At 43.7% G+C, this 19160-nt stretch carries 19 protein-coding genes; 1 reads left to right on the top strand and 18 read right to left on the bottom strand.

What is annotated here, in order from left to right:
* Positions 1 to 5: 5 nt before the first annotated feature.
* From traJ to GM921_RS09740, 3 genes are read right to left on the bottom strand one after another with little or no spacing between them, the layout of a single operon-like run.
* Complete coding sequence (gene traJ, locus GM921_RS09730) at positions 6 to 1211, bottom strand: conjugative transposon protein TraJ (protein ID WP_182922455.1); 1206 nt, start codon at positions 1209 to 1211, stop codon at positions 6 to 8.
* A gap of 16 nt (positions 1212 to 1227) precedes the next feature.
* Positions 1228 to 1857, bottom strand: coding sequence for a TerB family tellurite resistance protein (locus GM921_RS09735; RefSeq protein WP_182922456.1), 630 nt, complete (start codon positions 1855 to 1857; stop codon positions 1228 to 1230).
* Complete coding sequence (locus tag GM921_RS09740; protein ID WP_182922457.1) at positions 1844 to 2482, bottom strand: hypothetical protein; 639 nt, start codon at positions 2480 to 2482, stop codon at positions 1844 to 1846. The genes GM921_RS09735 and GM921_RS09740 overlap by 14 nt, the downstream gene beginning before the upstream one ends.
* Before the next feature lie 36 nt (positions 2483 to 2518).
* Here GM921_RS09740 and GM921_RS09745 point away from each other — a divergent pair, with 36 nt between their 5' ends.
* Complete coding sequence (locus GM921_RS09745; protein WP_182922458.1) at positions 2519 to 2887, top strand: VOC family protein; 369 nt, start codon at positions 2519 to 2521, stop codon at positions 2885 to 2887.
* Here GM921_RS09745 and GM921_RS09750 read toward each other — a convergent pair.
* From GM921_RS09750 to GM921_RS09820, 15 genes are all read right to left on the bottom strand, one after another.
* The gene (locus tag GM921_RS09750) at positions 2884 to 3609 is read right to left on the bottom strand and encodes a conjugal transfer protein TraI (RefSeq protein WP_317170973.1); all 726 of its coding nucleotides are present in this window, start codon (positions 3607 to 3609) and stop codon (positions 2884 to 2886) included. The two genes, GM921_RS09745 and GM921_RS09750, sit on opposite strands and share 4 nt — an antisense overlap.
* A 15-nt stretch (positions 3610 to 3624) precedes the next feature.
* Entirely contained in the window at positions 3625 to 4002 is a 378-nt protein-coding gene (locus tag GM921_RS09755; protein ID WP_182922459.1) for a hypothetical protein, read from the bottom strand.
* A gap of 56 nt (positions 4003 to 4058) precedes the next feature.
* Complete coding sequence (locus GM921_RS09760) at positions 4059 to 6521, bottom strand: TraG family conjugative transposon ATPase (protein WP_182922460.1); 2463 nt, start codon at positions 6519 to 6521, stop codon at positions 4059 to 4061.
* Entirely contained in the window at positions 6508 to 6843 is a 336-nt protein-coding gene (locus GM921_RS09765) for a DUF4133 domain-containing protein (protein WP_182922461.1), read from the bottom strand. Before GM921_RS09765 ends, GM921_RS09760 begins: the two co-directional genes overlap by 14 nt.
* Before the next feature lie 11 nt (positions 6844 to 6854).
* Entirely contained in the window at positions 6855 to 7187 is a 333-nt protein-coding gene (locus GM921_RS09770; RefSeq protein WP_182922462.1) for a DUF4134 domain-containing protein, read from the bottom strand.
* Positions 7188 to 7208: 21 nt separating this feature from the next.
* On the bottom strand, positions 7209 to 7748 hold the full coding sequence (locus GM921_RS09775) for a hypothetical protein (protein ID WP_182922463.1): 540 nt from the start codon (positions 7746 to 7748) through the stop codon (positions 7209 to 7211).
* Between the two features lie 108 nt (positions 7749 to 7856).
* Positions 7857 to 8711 carry an RteC domain-containing protein gene (locus tag GM921_RS09780; protein WP_182922464.1) on the bottom strand — a complete coding sequence of 285 codons (855 nt, stop codon included), beginning with the start codon at positions 8709 to 8711 and terminating at the stop codon, positions 7857 to 7859.
* A gap of 387 nt (positions 8712 to 9098) precedes the next feature.
* Positions 9099 to 9641, bottom strand: a complete 543-nt coding sequence (locus GM921_RS09785; RefSeq protein WP_182922465.1) for a hypothetical protein — start codon at positions 9639 to 9641, stop codon at positions 9099 to 9101.
* A 2-nt stretch (positions 9642 to 9643) separates the two neighbouring features.
* Complete coding sequence (locus tag GM921_RS09790; RefSeq protein WP_182922466.1) at positions 9644 to 10834, bottom strand: PilN domain-containing protein; 1191 nt, start codon at positions 10832 to 10834, stop codon at positions 9644 to 9646.
* A gap of 2 nt (positions 10835 to 10836) precedes the next feature.
* A complete protein-coding gene (locus tag GM921_RS09795) occupies positions 10837 to 12777 on the bottom strand; it encodes a type II secretion system protein GspD (RefSeq protein ID WP_182922467.1) in 1941 nt (646 codons plus the stop codon).
* Between the two features lie 6 nt (positions 12778 to 12783).
* A complete protein-coding gene (locus GM921_RS09800) occupies positions 12784 to 14202 on the bottom strand; it encodes a GspE/PulE family protein (protein ID WP_182922468.1) in 1419 nt (472 codons plus the stop codon).
* Between the two features lies 1 nt (position 14203).
* Positions 14204 to 14725, bottom strand: a complete 522-nt coding sequence (locus tag GM921_RS09805) for a hypothetical protein (protein ID WP_182922469.1) — start codon at positions 14723 to 14725, stop codon at positions 14204 to 14206.
* Positions 14726 to 15145 (bottom strand): type IV pilin protein, encoded by a 420-nt coding sequence (locus GM921_RS09810; RefSeq protein ID WP_182922470.1) that lies wholly within the window; start codon positions 15143 to 15145, stop codon positions 14726 to 14728.
* Positions 15146 to 15693: 548 nt separating this feature from the next.
* On the bottom strand, positions 15694 to 15978 hold the full coding sequence (locus GM921_RS09815) for a hypothetical protein (protein WP_182922471.1): 285 nt from the start codon (positions 15976 to 15978) through the stop codon (positions 15694 to 15696).
* Entirely contained in the window at positions 15975 to 19160 is a 3186-nt protein-coding gene (locus GM921_RS09820; protein WP_182922472.1) for a DUF6443 domain-containing protein, read from the bottom strand. Before GM921_RS09820 ends, GM921_RS09815 begins: the two co-directional genes overlap by 4 nt.

Genomic DNA, 19160 nt, shown 5'->3' on the forward strand with positions numbered 1-19160 from the left:
AAAGCCTAAGACTGTTTGCCCGAGAGCCTATCCCGCTGATGAGCACTTCCGCCATCAGGGAAATAATCGCCCGTGCTCTGCGCCGCATAACCTTGGCTTACCTTTCTTGCCAGATCACCAAGGCCATCGGCCGCCATTCCCGCACCTGCCGAAGCGCCTCGCATCCCAGCAGAAGAGCTTCCAGAAATGATTGAATTCACTTTCTGCACCACCGTATTTCCCCCTCCAGCATGGACAACATAGTTTGCTACAGACGGTACACAAGCATAACCTACCACGCCAATCAAAAGGAATATCAGGTAAGCAATATCGGTCGATGAGAAAAAGGTATCTCCAGCGGAATCGATCTGGGAAATGTCCAAACGCAACATATTTTCTTGGATCTTGCCCAGTATGCTCCCAAAGATATTGGCAATGGGAAGCCAAAGAAATATGTTCACGTACCTTGCAATCCAAACCGTCAAGGTCTGCTGGAACCCATCGAACACCGCAAAACCGAAAACCAAAGGCCCCAAGATTGCCATCACGATCAGCATAAACGTCCGAACCACATTGATGCACAAAGCAGCCGCGGCATACAGCACTTCCAGCACCTGGCTCATCCACTTTTTGATCGAGTTCTCAAAGTTGTACTGCTGCTTTTCCATATAGAAACTAATGTCATTGGCCATCCCGTCCAAAAACCCTTCATCATCACCATTGGGGTCTTTAGGATGTCGGTATTTATACCACTTCTCCCTGTCACCATCACCTGATTCCCCCACATAAACCTGCCACTTTTTGGTCTTTTTCAAGGCCGCTTCCTTTTCAGCCAATAACCTTTCGATCGCCTTATTGGAATCCTTTACCATTGCTCCAGTTGCTGAAACCGTAGGCTGTAATACTCCGTTCATCAGCGAAATCACCATCGGGAACATCAGGATCGCAAGGCCCAAGGCAAACGGACGAAGCAGGGGATAAAAATCAATCGCCGCGGCCTGGGCAAGCTGTTTCCAAACTCTAGAACCGATATACCAAAGCGCTCCAAATCCTGCTAGCCCTCGACCAACATCGATGAGCCGAGCACAGAGCGGCATCATCTCTGAATACACCCTGTCCAGAACGGGCTGCATTCCTCGAAGCGACTCTGAAACCCCCTGCCCAAAGGAAACCAAAGGCAATACCATCCCGATCAGCACCAAAACGGTGCTTAAAAAATACTTTCTATTCATAATTTTCTAGTTTAAATCAGTAAAGGCCTTTGAACTGGGAAATTTCCTTTTTCTGCTTTTTCTTCTGCAATAAAAGCATATTCGCTTCTGAGTTGAAGTTCCGGAGGAACATCAGTTTATCCTGTGTGTCCAGAAATATCCGGTCAATCGCCCGAAGCCTTTCATCATCGCTCATGCGCAACTTAGAAGAAGTAATCACCATTGCCAGATCATCCAAATTCTGCAAGCTCTGATCAAAAAGGTTCTCATACACCAAACTCACATAGGACAGCTCATCCGCTGAAAACACATCAGCTGCACGAAAACCCTTTAGTGCCCGCTTGTACTCTGAAACAATATTCTTCTGATAGGAAATGATGTCTGCTACCCTAGCATATTTTTTCACCTCCGGCGACACCAGCATCAGCCCATCCAAGAAAACCTCGTGCAAAGAAAAACTCCCCTCGGCGATATTCTTCACCGAACGGTAACCACTCGAAACAATGGTATATCCCTTTTTCATATCGGACAGGATGTTCTTCAGTTGGGACAGCTTTTCTACGTTAAGCAGCAGTTGCGTTGCCTCTGAAGACTGGCCAAAGCAAACACCTCCACACAGCAGAAAAAGCAAAGCCCCTAAAAACCCGATCTTTCTAATTCTTTTCATATAACCTCCTTAATTTTAAAACCTCGCTTTTGCTATCCCTGCCAGACTGCGCAATAGAAGACACTTCGACATAAAACCCCGAAACAAATTCCAGCTTTTCACTCATTGAACTGTGCACCTTTGCAAGCCTTGAAAGCCGCTCCTGGTCACTGATTTCCAAACCAGAAGCCGAAACCACCAGTAGCAGTTCATCCAAATCGGTGTTGCATTCTGCTATAACACCATCACGAACCGAACGAACATAAACCAGGTTCGAACTGCCCAGATCAAGGTGAAGCATTAAATCAAAAGCCCTTGAAATCTTTCCCTGCATGGAGGCAATCTCCAAAACCCTATAATCATTTTTGATCAAGGGATTAACCAAAGCAAGAGAGCTAATAAAAGTCTCATGCAATCCGAACTCCCCAGCGGTAAACCCCTTGATCGTACCTAGTCCGTCCGACACCACATCGTAGCCCTTTTTAAGATAGCCCGCATACAGCTTTAGATAGGCCAGCTGTTTCAAAAGGTATTTTTCCTGCGTTCTTTTCTGCCTAAAAAACTCAGCATAGGTCTGCGCGTGGCTCTGGACAAAAAGTCCCATTAACAGCACTAGCACCGCCACTATTTTTGTAATCTTTTTCATTTTGTTTTTATTAAATTCGTTCATCAATCCAATCCCATGAAAGCAACTTCCTCGGCCACCGTATTCCATGTTTCCAATCTGGAGATATCGATCCTTTATTACACCACCGTACTTGGATTCCATCATGCCTTTACTTTTGGCGATTATGCTGGCATTTGTTCGGGAGAAGCAACCATACACCTCTGCGGGCAGGGAAACGATGGCATCAAGAAATCCCTAGGGCAAGGTCATATCTGCATCGACATCGACCAGATCGACAGCTACTATAATTCCCTGCTTGAAAAACAGGTCAAAATCGTTTACCCCATAGGAGACCGTGAATACGGCTTACGGGACTTTGCCATCAGCGACCCCGATGGTAACTACCTGGTCTTCGGCCAGCCAATTTCCAAAGCAGCGCATTAATCCTCTAATCCATAAAGCTCCCTTAACTTAGCAGCCTCCTCCAAAGACCTGGCACGCTGTATACTTATTAGGCTATTTTCCCTATTGAACCTTTTCAGGTCCGACCAGTTGCGTTCCATTTCCTTTGCTGCCTCAGAGATCAGTTCCAGCCTTGCCGCATCACTCATCTGAGTCCTAAAAGAATTCACCACCACCAGGATCTGGTCTACATTTTTCACGCTTTCGGTGAGTATCCCCGAATACACCTTTTCCATCGAAGTAAGCTCGTCCACCGAAAAGTGACCACTTTTATTGAACAGGCTCCACGCCCAGCGGTATTCCTCCACAATATCCAGTTGCCTAGCCGAGAGCTCCTTCAGCCTCTTATAATAGACGATTGCCGATTTCACTTTCCAAAGCTCCTCGTAATACTTTGAGTAGAGTTCCTTCTGCTTCTGAGTCCAATCGGAAATCTCCGTCAGCTTCAGTTTAGAGAGTTGGTTTTCCAAAACCTTCTGCGCATTCTGTAGCCAGATCGTTTCATTCTGCAGGCGCTGGACTTTCAGATCCATCGCCTTGATTACCTTTTTAACTCCCACCTTGATCACTTCCAGTACCACTACCTGGGCATTTGCCCCAACGGGCAGTGCAACAAACAGCGTCATGGTACTCAAGGGGAGTATGACCATAAATTTTTTCATACACTTCAAAAATTTCATTTCTATTTCTTTAATATTTTTCACGTTAATTTTTTATCCCTAATCAATCTTTTTGTACACCCGTCGGCCGACACTGAGCGAGCCGCTATCGGGAAAAAACGAGATCAGTTTTCCCTTTTTGGTCTCGGTCAGCACTTGGGTATCAAGACTATACACTGCGCTCCACTTTTCAACTTCGTATTCCCTTTTCCCGAGCTTTCCATCAGTAACCAGATTAAAGCCAGTCCTGCGGTTGATCACATAATTGTTTCCTTCGACCTGTTCAACTTCCAGCGTATCACTCGCCACCGAGAACTCCCCACCAGCTGAATTCACATACACCCCAGGCATAAAATCCCGAACCTTGTCCGATGAACAGCCAAGCAAAAACGCACAGCCCAAAACCACTACACCAATTGTTATCCTTAAATTTTTCATAGCTTTTTTTATTTAGTCCGCAGTTATTCAGTTTCTTTTTATGTTTTCAACTGTCTTCATGATTGCTGGCGCAATTCATTCGCTAGAACGGCAACCCCTTTTTGGATCGAGCCATAACGCCTTGCATAATCGTTCACCTGCACCTTTTCTCGCTCTTCGGTGGTATATGCGAGGTACTCTTCCAATGAAACTTCGGTACGATAGACCTTTGAAAGCTGACCGCCAATGGAAATAAATACCTCCTTGTATTTCCGCTTTGGATCATTCGCTTTGTTCATCGATAGCACCTGCGCCTTTTCCTTTTCGGTCAAACCCAACAGCTCTTGAATCTGGTCGAACTTGTTCTGGTATTTACTTTGATCCAGCAATATCTTACAGTCGGAATTATTGATAATTGCCTGCTTAACGATGGGAGAGGAAATGATATCTTCCACCTCTTGGGTCACCACAATTGCTTCACCAAAATGCTTACGCACGGTCTTGAACAGGTACTTGATGTATTCGGCCATTCCCTCTTTAGCAATCGCCTTCCACGCTTCTTCCAGCAAAATCACCTTGCGAACACCTTTGAGCTTGCGCATCTTGGAAATAAATACTTCCATAATAATCAAAGTGATCACGGGAAACAAGATCGGATGGTCTTTCACCTGGTCCAGCTCGAACACAATAAAACGCTCGTTCAATAAATCCAAATTCTCTGTTGCATTCAAAAGGTAATCAAACTCCCCGCCTCGGTAATAAGGAGATAGCACATATAGAAACCCTGCCATATCAAAATCCTTTTCCTTTACCTTGGATGCAGATAGCACCTCTTGGTACTCGCTCTGCAAAAACTCATAAAAGGTGTTGAAACAGGGAAATATGTCCGAACGGGAATCAAGATGCTCAAAATATAAAGTCAATGCATTGGAAAGTGCCACATACTCCGAGCGCCTAAAATTCTCATCATCCTTTTTCCAGAGCGCCAGAAGCAAAGTTTTGATACTCTCCTTTTTTTCGGTATCCAGCACATCACCATCGGATAAAAAGAAAGGATTAAAGGCAATCGGATTTTCCTGCGAATAGGTAAAATAATAGCCGTCCACCAGATCACAAAGCCCCTTGTAGCTATGCCCAACATCTACCAGCACCACATGCGCCCCTTGTTCATAATAGCTCCTTACCATATGGTTGGTAAAAAACGATTTTCCCGAACCCGAAGGCCCCAAGATAAATTTGTTGCGATTGGTCGCAACACCCAAGGAAATCGGCTCATCTGAAATATCCACATGCACCGGGCGGCCAGACAATCGATCACCCAGACGAATACCAAAGGGAGAAACAGAAGAACGGTAATTCGACTCCAGGTTAAAAAAGCAGGTTGCTTGTTCCAGAAAAGTATCAAACGTATCGTTCATCGGAAAATCTGCCTCGTTGCCCGGCAATCCCGCAAACCAGATCTGCGCCTGCCCGTCGGTTTCCTGTTTTGTCACCGCATCCAGTTGCGCCATGGCAGAAGACACCTTGTTGCGAAGATCAGCCTGACCACTCGCTTCATCGCTCCAAGCCAGCACATTAAAGTGCGCCTTGACCGGAAGCCTGCCCGAGGCAATCGCCTCGTTCAGAAAATCATTCACCGAATCCCTAGAGATCGCATTTTCACGGGAATAACCAGAAAGCGACTGCAAGCGCAATTTCTTTGCCTCTAACCTTTTTAAGGTTACCGAAGGATCGCCCAAAAACACATACTGGTTAAAGATATGGTTGCAGGGCAACAGTTGCCCAAGGGGGGAGGCAAATCCCACCGAAAACTTTGTCCTATCAGTAGAATACCTGTCATAATTGATCCGAGACCCACACAATGCTGGCAAATCTTCCACATCAGAAAGCGTATACAGTTCCAATGCCTTATCGCCAACCCTGATCTCATCCTTCAAATGGATGTCACGGATCACCGAAGCCTGTCCTTCTTCCAACAAAAAACAATAACGCTCTAGTATCCCAGGCATATTTGCCGTACCCGCCAGTTCATCATCGGCAAGCCTGATCAAAGAAACAAACCCAGAATCCTCCATGACCCGAACAAACTGGCCAACTGAATCCAGAAAATCCGAAGCCAAAGACCCTTGAATAGTCTGCGCTGGTGCAATACTCTTGCGCAAAACGTTGCTATACACCGAAGAAGACAATTTCCTGCCAAGCGGCTTTTTGGTCAAAAAGATATAGCACGAATGGTCTAAGCATTCCCGCTCATTAAAAAAGCGCTCACTAGAACGAGACAAAAAACTATCACGAGCAGCACCAAAATCAGCCTTATAGCTACCTGCACAAAACCAATCCTGTTTATGGAAAACGCAGTGCTGAGGAAGCAGCTTTATCGCTTTTATCCACGCCTGGTGGTAGCTTTCATAATCCCGATCCGATAGGGTAAAGATTTCTGGCAATGCAACCTTAAAGCCAACAGTAATATCTCCCTGACGGGATAAAATACACTTATGCTCGATCTTATAGATTGGCAATAAATCCCTAGCCTCTTTCATGAGCACCTCCTTTCAGCGTAATAAATACCCTACGTGAACTAAACCTAATGAACCTAGGAATACCACGCTTTGCAAAGTATTTCATTAACCCATGCTCGCCAAACTTATGCGATAACCTAAATACCGTAAAGAACAGCCCCGAACCTAAAGAAAGGATCAACGGCAGTACCACAAACAGCGAAAGCCCCGCAATATAAAGTGCCGCAAAAAGCACCAATAAAAACACCAATCCCACCGCCAGATAGGCAATATACTGCGCCTTTAATCCCTTAAAGACTATGGGTTTGGAAACCCCTTTATTGATTTTGTATACACTAGCCATAACCAAAACCCTTAAATCCCAAAAAATGACTTCAGCACGGTAGCTACGACCACCAAAAAGATACAGGAACCGAACCAGGCCGCAGCCACCTTATTGGTATCAGGCTCTCCTGCATTCCACTTGGAAAAAACCTTCACCGCACCGATCACCCCCACAACTGCACCAATGGCATACATCAAATCGCAGCCCGTATCAAAGTACCCCTTCACCTTATTTGTCGCTTCCTGAATCCCAGCATTGCCATCTTGCCCAAAACATAGTCCACAGATCATTACTAAAACCAAGCATAGCGCAATCACCAATACCCGAAACCTAAACCCTTTTTTTTCTCTTAATCTTTTCATATAAAATCCCTTAAAAACCAACTAGTACCATAAATTCTCCAGCTCCTCTGAACTTAGATGGAACGGCACATGGGCGGCAATAAACTCATTAATTGCACCCACATTGGGATGCGCCCCGATCTTCCCATAATCTTCCTTCACCTTTTCCAGCATTCGAAAGAAATCTAGCTTAGAGCCCGCCTCTTTTTCCAGCCGTGCAAAAATCAATTTAAGCTCCTGGATCACATCCGCTACCAGTCCGACCTGTTCATACCTGCCATCCGGGTTTCCGCCAAAAGAAAGTTGCCCCATTCCCAAAACCGCCATTCCCTCGGGCATCGCCGATCTTCCCATCAGCGAATCCGAACTTACCAACCTACCTTCACCCAACCCGCCACCAGCATTCTCTTCTAGACTTTCTAATCCCTTTTCCCAACGGTGGGGCAACCGTTCGGAAAGCCCATCCCCGAAAAGGCCAAAAACTTCCCTGCGATAGAATACCAAAAGCACAAAGCAGTACCATAAAAAACTGAGCACGAACGAGGCCAGCAGAAAAGCTCCCCAAGTAAACTGTTGTAACATATCCTTCTATTTTTCTAAGTGCTGAATTGCTCTTATCGGAACCAAAATTCCAAAACCTCAAAATCGAAAGCGGTTTATAACCCAGTAGATAACCCAAGAAAAATTGGATTACTTTGCCCAGGAGGGCACATAGGCGTCCGCATCATCAATCCGCTTAGCTACCGCTACCACCATCTCCTCCAGGAACTTTGTCTTTGACACCAGCTTGCGCTGCTTGATCTTGGCAAACCTTTGGAAATAATTGGAAAGATTGATCTCGAATACCTTACCGAACACGTCCACCAGATCAGATATATCGATCTGTCCATCATTGAACTGCTTGGTCTCGAAAACTCCATATAGGATTTCGATCAAATTGCTCGCATCACCCGTCCAGCGGAGCTGACGCCCCTTCTTACTTACTAGACCAGCGTTGGCAGAACCTGCAGGAATCTGCATTTCAGCCAAAATAAAAGCCTGCAATTTTTCATAGGCCATGAACTTGGAAAACAGGTAATCCCCCGCCGTTGCAAAAGAAGGATCAAGTTCGGGTATGCCCAGACCTAGAACACCACTTACATCTGCTCCCCTTAAAAAATAGACTGAATCCATTTCCCATGCCCCCAAGCGGTAATACTGGTACATCAGTTCATTCAGTCGAAAAAAACGTGAGATAAACTTCAGTTGCTCCTTACAATACGCAAAATAATCGCTAATCAAAACTGGCTTGCCGTTTTCAAAACCATATCGTTCAGTGACATAGATCAACTCACTATAGCACTTGGGCTTTATCACCTTAAAAAAATCAATCTCCTCCTGTACTGAAGAAAACCCCACCCGCATTATTGCCCGTAATTCATCCAGCACACCTTGTACGAGCAATAGACAGGATCTCAAAGTTTCCAGATCAGTAATCCACCTACCCTCCATCCTTGTAAGTTCATCTTGCATTCTTGCAAGCAATACATCGCATTTTTTTTTCATAGCCTATCAATTAAAGTTGAAAGAGCGATGAGAGCAAATAGACGGGTCATACCTAAAGTGGGTAATCGTAGCAAAGTGATTAGGGGTTCAACCGTTAACGGTTATTGCTCCCCAGCACAAGAACTTGATTTTGACCACTAAAACCAGTAGTAATACCTAATCCATCATTTGAAAAACTGAATACATCCTTTTTTTTTACGACGAAATAATGGGAATAATTTAAAAAACGGAACTAAGATGGCTATCTAGGTGGTCAATGGTAGGAAAGAAAAGACGAGTTGTCAAAAAAAGAAAGAAGTCTAGACAATATAGTTCTATCGAGGAAAATGAATTCATATTGCTTGAAACTTTTAAAAAATCCTTAAATTCTCCAGTGTGCAATTGAACTTATTGTACGATAGCTACCAAAGTAACTTGAAGTGTTAAGCTATTAGTCGCCATACTGACTTCATTTTCAATTTTGACCGAGAGTTTTACCTGCGAAATCTTACCAATCCCAGAGCTTTTACTTAAGGTATCCAGCAGTTTGACTAGGTTAACATAACTCCCTTTGAACTTAAATTGCTGAGCAACTACCCCATTTGACACAGCACTTGTATCTGTTGGTACCTTGAGGTCAGGATCAAAACTAATCTGTAAATCATTCGCCAGCGCCATTCCAGAAACAGTCTGCCATAACCTATTTTCCCGATCTTCTTTTTTGACTTTGTATCCTTTTAGCGCCCTGAGATAGAACTCATGCTCTGCATTGAGCTGCACAAAACTACTTCCTGAGACCTTATGACCTCCTTGCACCTGCTGAAGCTCACGATTGAGTTGAACGGCTTTCAGGGCAGGGACAAATGAACACCTAAAGGCGATGTAAGCCACAATAAGCATTGCCACAATCAGCACCAATTTTCTTTGCTTATCACTTAGTTTTTGCCACATGATCAATAGGTTAATTGTATATTGAATTGAAATGCTTCAGATTCTTGATCTTCTTGGTACTTGATCAGTCGAACTGATTTTATCCAAGGCTTGTCTTTTAACACAAAAATCCAGTTGTTGACTGCCGTTAAATTGGTCGTTTTTCCTTTGATATCTAGGGTAGGTACAGCTGTTAATTTTTCTTGTTCAGGCTTAATCTTCATATCAATCGCGGTCAATTGCACCTGCCTAGGAAGCTCTTCTCCGATTTCATCCATCAAAAAACCATAGTTAAATCCTCCATTCCAGTGCAGTTCCCCTAACAGGGCTATCTGTTCTGCATTGCTTTTCTGTAACAGGTCGATCTGATCGGCGCTAGTCACCTGCTCCCCCACCTGCCCATTGAGTATGACATTCTGCTGGTTATAATAACCAAACACCAAAAAGCTAATCAATAATAATCCGAATAGCACCCCTAAAAACAACAAGACCTTCTTCTTCAGGCTTGCATTTTCCAAAAAAGCCGAAAATTCCTGATGAACCGAATCCACATCCGCTACAATCAGCGAAAGTTTTTCATGCAAGATCAATTGAAAAGCCGAGGCATAAGCCAGCACATGTTCCTCAACAATCGGTTCCTGCTCCAATTTCAAGAGAAACCTTGCTTTTACATTGGCACCCATGCGATAGCTCTTGAACTGTCCCTCGGTACTGGTGTCGAATACATGTCCATCAAATTGAAGTTCCCTGCCATAGCAATTGAGCTGCGACCAGATAGGAGCGGTAACAATTCCGCCAAGACTCAAAGCAAACACCCTTAGTCCTGCACCTTTGCATTTGCCCAGTAGTTCATCAATAACCTGTTTTCTAATGATACTGATTAGAAAATATTCTTCCTGGCCAAAGTGTTGCCTATAAAAATCCTGCGGTTCAATTCCAGCAAAAGTCTGCTGAAAAAGCGATTCGGATTCGCTAGCACCAGAAAGCTGAACATTCTTATGAATGATTCCCTTCCCCGTTAAGGTCAAGGCAATAGGATGATTTTTCGGCAAGCTGGCAAGAACTTCCACCAAAGTACCCTCCACTATTTTTTGCAGCTCGATATTCAGGTTTTCTTTTTCTCTTTCAAGCAAACAATAGCGGCAGCTGAACTGATTTTCCTCCAATCGGTTCAGCTCCACACCCAATACTCGACCTAAGTTCTCTACTGGCATCACTAATAAAGGATAGTGGGTTTAATAAACACCAGGGTGACCACTTTGTTGTTCGATTTTTCCCTGCTACTAAACAACCATTTGATAATGGGAATACGGGACAACAAAGGAATTCCCGAACCCGATTCGGAGTTTTCAGTCCGCTCTAGCCCACCTAATACAATCATATCTTCATTTTTCGCTCTGATGATGGAAGTAAAAGTACTGGTAGATTTTGGGGGCGGGGCATTTAATGGTGGATTACCTATAAAATCTGATATATCTACCTTAATGTTTAAGGTCACCTGGTCATCTCCCGAAACAATAGGCCTGATCATGATCTCCAGGTTGGCCTTTACCTCGGTATATTGTTCGGTAATCACCGTCTGGGCATTAATAGAAGGTACAATGTTCTGTGTTTTCTGGCTATAATACCGCGAACTCCCAATGCTCAAATTTGCTAGGTGACCATTGAGCGTAGAAAGCTTCGGCACAGATCGAATTTCTACATTGGAGTTATTTTCCAGCGCACTCAGTTTGACATAAAAATTCGGTGTCACCCGACCTAGGTTAATGGAATTGTTATTCCCCAATTTAGACAAAAAGCTATTGATCGAATTTGCCCCAAACGTATAATCCAGACCAGGTAATATACTACCACCTGTTTTCACACTATCGGAAACACCTGCACTTATGCCCGTCTTGATTACTTTTCCTTTTCTGATATCCACCAAGGTGACTTCAATCAATACCATAGGCACCACTCGGTCCAGTTGCCTAATGTAATTTTCAATTTCGTTGATCTGCGGGGCAGAACCAGACAAAAGCAAAGTGTTCTGTTCCCTGAATTCCTTGATCTCCACCCCTTTTTTCCAATCTGTTGGGATCATCATTTGAACTGTATCCAAGGACCGATGCTGCAACTGCACAATGCGGTGCGACCTCAAGCCTTCTAACTTTCGGTCTCCAATTAAATAAACCCCAGCCTCTCTTTTAAATGTATATTCTGTACCCTGTAATAAAGCCGTTAGAAAATTATCGTACGAAATCTTATTCAGTCTTGTGGTAACTGTTCCCTTAATGTCAGAGTAAATGAAATAATTCACTCCAGCTTCGGCAGTTGCCGATTTAATCAGGTCTAAGATTGGCGTGTTCAAGGCATCTACACTGATTAGTTTCTCGCCTTTTGTATCCCTTGCGCTTGAAACATTTGAAGCACTACCTTGCGTGCCTGTAGTTGTTGCCTTATTCACTTTTCTTACGCCAGTTGTGTTATCGCCTGTAATGTACGTTTCTTCCCCTTCGCCTAATGCCTGAAAAATATACACATTGTCATTGGTCTTGTTCAATTTCAATCCATTGGCATAAGCTAGTTTATCCAGTGCGGTTTCAAAAGGTGCGGCATTGATAAAAGCTGTTACCATTTTAGAAAGTAGGTTTACTGGCACCACCACATTCTTTTGAGACAATTGACCTATCTTTTTAGCCACTAAACTTAAAGTGTCATTACTTAAATCGAAGCCTAAATGATCATTAGCGCCGCTATACGTAACCTTAATTTCCTTCGTTGGAATTACGGTTTTAGCAACAGGCACTTTGGTTATGGTCATAATCGAACCAATCAGATTAATATCCAAGTCATATTCCTTAGCTACAAACAGCAGTACATTAAGCGCCGTTTCATTGGTAAAATTGTAATAGACCTTAAAGTTCACCTGCGGGTCGATGTTGATGTTCAAATTATTTGACTGGGCCAGCGCCCTCAAAAATTCCGGCGCCGTAGCCCCCGACATGGACAGCTGCACCTTTTGGTTTAAGCCTGGCACCATGACCGATAATGCTTTCAACCTGTTCTCTATTTTAGCTAAACGTTCTGCTGGATTTTCTTGTGCTTTTGCACTCAGGGCAGATAAACAAAAGTATAAGGAGCTAATTAAGAGTAAACGATAAAGGAGGATACGCATAGTTATTTAGATGGCTAATAATAATGGGAAAATTTCTTCTAGGGATGTTTTGCCCTCAACAAATAAGTTAAAGGCATTTTCAGCAATTGTCTTGATGTTCCGCTCCTTGAGCAGTGGCGCTATTTCCATATTGCCCTGTTTAATCTCAAAGGCTAGATCTGCATCAATTGGAATAACTTCATAAACGGCCTTACGACCTTTGTAACCTGTATAATAACATTCGGTACAGCCCTTTGCAACAAATTGCTTATCCAGCGCAATGGGTGCCTTAAACTGTTTAGGATATTGGTTGACATTAAAGTTTGTTTCTGTTTTGCAAGTGGGGCAAAGTAATCTTACCAATCGTTGGGCAACAGTGGTATTGAGTGTATTGGCTACCAAAAAACCAGGAATACCCATATCTATTAATCTTGAAACCGTACCCCAGGCAGAATTGGTATGTATGGTAGATAACACCAAGTGCCCTGTCAATGCCGCCCGAATGGCCATATTTGCTGTTTCTGGATCACGGATCTCGCCCACCATGATCACATCGGGATCCTGGCGTAAAAACGTACGCAGAGCAGAGGCAAAACCTAGTCCAATACTCTCTTTCAACTGCACCTGATTAATACCCTCCAAAGTGTATTCTATAGGATCTTCTATCGTCAGGATATTGCGGGTAGTTTTATTTAATAATTTAAGCGTAGCATACAGTGTAGTGGTTTTGCCCGAACCAGTTGGACCGCTGATCAAGATGATCCCATTTGGTCGTTGTACGCCTTGCATATAATTCCCCATGTCCTCTTGGGAAAGGCCTAGGGTATTCAAATCAATATCTGTACTGGTATTGCTCAGTAAACGCAATACGATTTTCTCTCCATGTAGCGTTGGCAATACCGAAACCCTGATATCAAATGCACCCTGACCAGCAGATTGATAATGAATACGGCCGTCCTGAGGCAAACGTTTTTCAGCGATATCCAAATTGGCCATGATCTTGATCTTATTGACCAGAGCGGGGTAATCTTCTCTTGCAATCTGGTAACGTTCTATCATCATCCCATCGATACGGATACGTACCCTTGATTTTTTCTCGAAAGTCTCAATATGGATATCACTGCTTTTCAGTTTCCGTGCCTCTTCAATCAAGGTGCTCAAAAAATCATCATTTGCCGTAATAGCCGATAGGGATTGTTCTTGGTTAAAACCGGTATCCGTTAAATAATAGGTCGACAGCAGACGACTGATTTCAGTTTTTGGAACTGGAGTTAACTTAATGTCCTTGTTCAAGATGATTTGTAGTTCATCCATCAAATTATCTTGGCTACTGTCCTCATCACAATATAAGGACAATAGGTTTGCTTCTGCAAATTCAGGGATAACCCTGTACTGCAGGGCAATGTCCTTTGTAATTAAGTGAAGCTGGTCTGCCGTAAATTCCATCTTATAAATTGAAATAATTAATCAAGCCCAAATCAGTCGTCAGGTCCATTTTTTCTACAAAACCATCCAACAGCATAAAAACCATCAATAACAGCGCCTGTTCCCCTGCTAAAGGAATTTTTGGATTGGATTTTTCAACAAAAAACGCCATGGTAATGCTCATCAAGATTACAGCAAAAAGGCTAATGAGGTAATACACCACATAATTAAAAAAGGAGAAATAAGTAGCAATACTTAGTAAGAAAAACAAATCTCCCAAACCAAAATAACCGTTGAAGATATTGACCATCTTCTTTTCTTTTATGGAAAAATAAAGCATCAAAAAAAACAGTTGACTGCCCAAAAACATTAGGTTATACTTCATATCGGCTAATAAAACTTGCCAGTTACTTTGCATTAACTTTAATGCACCTAGGGCAACTAATAAAAACACAAACAACCACCAATACACCGCCCTAAACTTAAAATCCTGCCAAGCTATGGTTAGCAAAATGACAAACGTAAACCCTTGTAATGCGAGCATCTAATCTGGTGTTACTTCTTTTAGTGTTTTATCCTGATCGATCTGCCACACATTGAATACTCCATCCCCATCAAAATCTGCCACCGCCGTGGCCTTAGCTAAAAAGCTGGTATTATTGGCAGAGGTGATTTCTACCTTATAGTTGGCTTTGCCATCCTTGCCATCACTGGATAATTTCTCTTGGATAAAACCTAGCTCAACCAAATCTGTACTGTACTTGGAATGTTCGTAGAAATAGCTTTGCTGTAATTTAGCCAAATGTTCCAATTGCAATTTAGCCTCTGTCGTCTTTGCCTTGGTAATTAAGGGCATCAAGTTGGGCAATGCCAACAAAACAAGGATACCTATGATGACCAAGACCACCAAGATCTCCGTTAACGTATATGCTTTTACTTTCTTTTTGAGTACCTGATCAACCATACAATTACATTGAATTTTTCTAACATAATTTAAAGAGTAATTCCGAATACAAATAATGTTTTTGTCAACTGCCCATATCGATGGACGAATAATAGGAATCTAATGATGAATTATCATTTTCTACTGATAACCCATATTTAAAAAAATGAGAATGATGCAAAAAAGCAGGGGTTTTTAAGCCAATCCTGCTTAAAATTTGATTCTTTGAGAAGAAAGCCTAAATAATTTCGGGTTATTCCGATTAGAACCTCGAAAGGTTCAGGACAGCTAAATCTAAAGCTACAACATAAAAAAAATTAAGACTAAAAGGCTTTGGAAGAATTATTACAATAAAAATCTTAAAGTTGTAGATATGTTTAACGAAACTAATTGACCTAAACAGTAAACCTTTTTCAGGACGAGACAAGGTGATAAAATTATATGTTACTCAGTATCGAATATAAGTTTTTTGGATGGATTTAAAATTGTCTTTAAAACAAAATACTTCAGCATACATGGTATACTGAAGTATAAGTGGGACGCTTGCGCTATACTAAACTAATTTTAAATTAAATAGGTTTCTCAATACTTAAAGCTGTGAGAATGCTTGAAATTCTTTGTAAATCGTATGGGATTAAGTTATCCGATTTGAAATTGTGTTGAAGGGTTTCCCAATCATCTGTCAATTGACCAAGAGAAAAGTCATTGGGTTCTTCATTAATAGTATAGATTTCTTTCTCGTCAAATGCCCAATAATAATCATTTTCTATTTTTATTTCATTCCCATACATCTCTTTATAGTTTAAAAGAATTGTGGACAGCATTTTCTCTAAATCTGCTAATTTAATTTTCATTTTTGGTTACCATTTTGTTGAATTTTTTTAATATTATCTTTAAATTTCTCTATTTCCTTTTCCAATTTATTGACTCTGCCAGCAATAATTTTGCTCTGTAATTCTTTTGGCGCATTCTGAAGAGTTCCCTTATTATCAAATTTCATAGGATTAAGCTTGTACTGTTCCAATTTTTCAGTATGCTCAACTATATTTTTCTCATAATTCCTTATAGACTTTTCTTCCGCTGACGTTAAAAGATTTACTTCTTTTGTAGCCACATTTCCAGTTGTAGAACTAAGGCTAAAAGTTCCCTGCACTCCTCCCATTAATGCACCCATTGCTGTAGATGCATTATCCATTATCTCGGCCCCTCCTTGGATTACCTTCGTATACGCCTTTATATCATTGCCTTTATCATTAATCTTGCGAACTTTTTCTGGAACATTTTTGACATAATCTGGATCTTGCTTTTGCACATCGTTACGTACCTTAGCAACAGCACCATCTGCATAGGTTTTAAACCCAAGGACGGATGTTACTTTATACTTTGCAGCCTGATATAAGTCCATTGCCCAAAATATCGGACACGTTGGACATCTGCCATCAGGATCGGTATACCTTACAGGATTGTTCATCCCATATTGATATTGAGTCAGGCTTTCCTGCCCACCTTGTTCTGAACTTGGATCCACACTATTCCACCTTCCAATGGTGGGATCATAAAACCTTGCTCCGTAATCGTACTGTCCCAGCTCATCCTGCAGCTCCTTGCCGTTATATAAATAGTTATTCGTCCCTGCCGTTGTGCTATGCCTCAATCCAAAGGCATAATAGTTGTCCTGTTGCAACGGTCTTACCGCTCCAGCGTAAATATCGAAACTATATCGCACATTTCCAAGATGGTCCGATAGGTTGTACTGGTAGGTATAGGTACCACTGTTGTTCACCGCCCTGCCCTCCTCCGTTTGGACAAAGTCGATCGTGCCATCGTTCTTGTACTGGATGCCGTCTACATAGTCCGTGGTCCCCAAGGTGCTGCTCACCTTCCTCAGCTTCTGTCCGCTTGCATCGTAGGTATAGGCCAAGCTCAGCCCGCTCTTTGTAGCGGTAACTGGTAGGTTCAAATGGTTGTAGGTCAGCGTAACGCCGTTGCGCCCGTCGGTGGTGGCGTTCCCGTTGCCGTCGTAGTAATAGCTCCCCGTGGCCAACGGACCACTGGTGATGGAGTTCAGCTGGTTGCCCGTATAACCGTAGACACCTGCCGTTGCATTATCCCTGGACAGGCTGGCGATATTGCCCATCACATCATAGGTCAATGCCTCGCTCATGGCGATCCCCGTACTGGTGCCATTGGTGAGCCTGTTCAGTTTGTCATACTGGTAGCCAAAGGCATTGGGAAAACTCGTCCCGCTGCCCCACAGCTGGGTACTGATGTTGCCATTGTACTGCGGGGTGCTCAGCGTATCGTAGCCCAGCTTCATGCTGAACTCGCCGCTGGTACTGTTGCGCATCCAGCCCCGCTCATTATAAGCCAGTTTGGTGTTCTGGTAGAAACTGGTCCCGTCGGTACTGTGCAGGCTCTTCTGCTTCAACTGCCCGATCTCGTTGTAGACAAACCTGTTCAGGGTAACTTCTCCCTGGGAGTTGATGTTCTCCTTGGTGCTTACCTTTCTACCCATGTGGTCATAGGTGAAGCTATTGGCAATGGTAGTGGTAACACTGTTTGCAGTATGCGTACGGATACTTGCGGTAAGCTCGCCAGCAAAGTTATAGTTGTTGTCCACCACATCAGTGCCGCCCAAGTGGTTCTCGCTCTTGGTGGTAACTACCCTGCCATCCGCGTCATAGTAGTTCACCGTCAGCAGCATCGTGCCCGTGCCAAGCACCGTGGTCCTGGTGCCGGTCGGCAGTCCCCTTGTTCTGCTGGCTAACACCTGCGTAGTGCCGTTGGGCTGTCCGAAGGTGTTCGCAAAGAAATCATAGTCGTCATAGTAGCTCAGCGAATGGAAGTAGGCTACAGATACCGGGAAGGCCAGGTTTGTATAGCCCGTGCCATAGGTCGCCATACCCAGGTTATCCCTTTCCTCCCAGAGCACAACATGTGCCTCCACCAGGGCCTGCACCGTCGCCCATGTGCCAGCGTTCGTATAGAGTCCCGTCATGATCGTTCTGCCCAAAGCATCATACTTGACAAAGGACCACTGGTTCGAAGTTCGCTGCACACTGTCCTGGCTCAGCACCAGCTGATCCAGCTTGTTGTACACCATATGATCCCAACCTTTACCTGGAACCTTCTTCTCTATCAACCGCTTTCTACCATCGTAATGATAGCCATAGATATAATTGCTGAAGTTCGTATCACCCGTCTCGGTAAAGCTCGTGGCCGTGACCGCTGGGGGAACCACATAGCGCAAGTTCCCGAAATCATCGTAGATGTAATAGGTATTGAGCGATACACTCTCGCTCTCCCAGATCCGTTTCAACACCACCCTGCCCTCCATATCCTTGAACTCTTCCACTGTACCCGACTTGCCGCTACTCCAGTTCTCATCTTTACTGATGCTCTTGTACAGCTTGCCTGCTCCATAATAGGCACCCAGAGTCTGGGCACCGCCCGAGATAACGCTCCACTGGGCCACCTCGCCCGTCGTGTTTGCTCCCTGCACCATCCGCACCGTATGGCCAGAGTTTGCTATCGAACCACTGTAAGGCTGCCACACCGCTCCAGGGGCACCCTGCTCCAGCACCCTGTTCAGCGGACTGGCCTCAAAGACCGTGCGACTGAAAGGGTAGGCCGTTTTGGCCACGTTCGCATCCCAGCTACCACTGCCGTAGAAACTCGCCTGGCTACTCAAAGGCGATGCCTTGAAACTCCCATCGCTACCACTCTGCTCGGCATAGGGCAAATACTTCAGCTCCTCCCTGCCCAACGCGTCGTACACCACCGTCTGAACAATGTCCTTCTTCAAAGGGCTCCCCTGCCATTGCACACTCTGCATTGGCCTGCCCAATCCATCAAAATACTGAATGATCCGACTAGCACTGTCTACTGGTAGCGAAGATAGGCTGGCGGTTGTTTTATGATCGGCTGATTTTACAACCGTCTCCATCACATAATTACGACCCGCAGTCGGTACCTGGGCAATCGCTATCGACGTAATCGAAAAAGCAAGTGCAAAATTTAATATAATCCTTTTCAT

The organism is Pedobacter planticolens (assembly GCF_014172375.1).
GTDB classification, from domain to species: Bacteria; Bacteroidota; Bacteroidia; order Sphingobacteriales; family Sphingobacteriaceae; genus Pedobacter; species Pedobacter planticolens.

Bases quoted from the DNA above. Each gene is read 5' to 3' on its own strand.
- GM921_RS09745 (WP_182922458.1), top strand. From the start codon at position 2,519: ATGAAAGCAACTTCCTCGGCCACCGTATTCCATGTTTCCAATCTGGAG.
- GM921_RS09785 (WP_182922465.1), bottom strand. From the start codon at position 9,641: ATGTGGCAAAAACTAAGTGATAAGCAAAGAAAATTGGTGCTGATTGTG.
- GM921_RS09815 (WP_182922471.1), bottom strand. From the start codon at position 15,978: ATGAAAATTAAATTAGCAGATTTAGAGAAAATGCTGTCCACAATTCTT.
- GM921_RS09810 (WP_182922470.1), bottom strand. From the start codon at position 15,145: ATGGTTGATCAGGTACTCAAAAAGAAAGTAAAAGCATATACGTTAACG.
- GM921_RS09775 (WP_182922463.1), bottom strand. From the start codon at position 7,748: ATGTTACAACAGTTTACTTGGGGAGCTTTTCTGCTGGCCTCGTTCGTG.
- GM921_RS09770 (WP_182922462.1), bottom strand. From the start codon at position 7,187: ATGAAAAGATTAAGAGAAAAAAAAGGGTTTAGGTTTCGGGTATTGGTG.
- GM921_RS09735 (WP_182922456.1), bottom strand. From the start codon at position 1,857: ATGAAAAGAATTAGAAAGATCGGGTTTTTAGGGGCTTTGCTTTTTCTG.
- GM921_RS09765 (WP_182922461.1), bottom strand. From the start codon at position 6,843: ATGGCTAGTGTATACAAAATCAATAAAGGGGTTTCCAAACCCATAGTC.
- GM921_RS09740 (WP_182922457.1), bottom strand. From the start codon at position 2,482: ATGAAAAAGATTACAAAAATAGTGGCGGTGCTAGTGCTGTTAATGGGA.
- GM921_RS09755 (WP_182922459.1), bottom strand. From the start codon at position 4,002: ATGAAAAATTTAAGGATAACAATTGGTGTAGTGGTTTTGGGCTGTGCG.
- traJ (WP_182922455.1), bottom strand. From the start codon at position 1,211: ATGAATAGAAAGTATTTTTTAAGCACCGTTTTGGTGCTGATCGGGATG.
- GM921_RS09780 (WP_182922464.1), bottom strand. From the start codon at position 8,711: ATGAAAAAAAAATGCGATGTATTGCTTGCAAGAATGCAAGATGAACTT.
- GM921_RS09795 (WP_182922467.1), bottom strand. From the start codon at position 12,777: ATGCGTATCCTCCTTTATCGTTTACTCTTAATTAGCTCCTTATACTTT.
- GM921_RS09805 (WP_182922469.1), bottom strand. From the start codon at position 14,725: ATGCTCGCATTACAAGGGTTTACGTTTGTCATTTTGCTAACCATAGCT.
- GM921_RS09800 (WP_182922468.1), bottom strand. From the start codon at position 14,202: ATGGAATTTACGGCAGACCAGCTTCACTTAATTACAAAGGACATTGCC.
- GM921_RS09760 (WP_182922460.1), bottom strand. From the start codon at position 6,521: ATGAAAGAGGCTAGGGATTTATTGCCAATCTATAAGATCGAGCATAAG.
- GM921_RS09790 (WP_182922466.1), bottom strand. From the start codon at position 10,834: ATGCCAGTAGAGAACTTAGGTCGAGTATTGGGTGTGGAGCTGAACCGA.
- GM921_RS09820 (WP_182922472.1), bottom strand. From the start codon at position 19,160: ATGAAAAGGATTATATTAAATTTTGCACTTGCTTTTTCGATTACGTCG.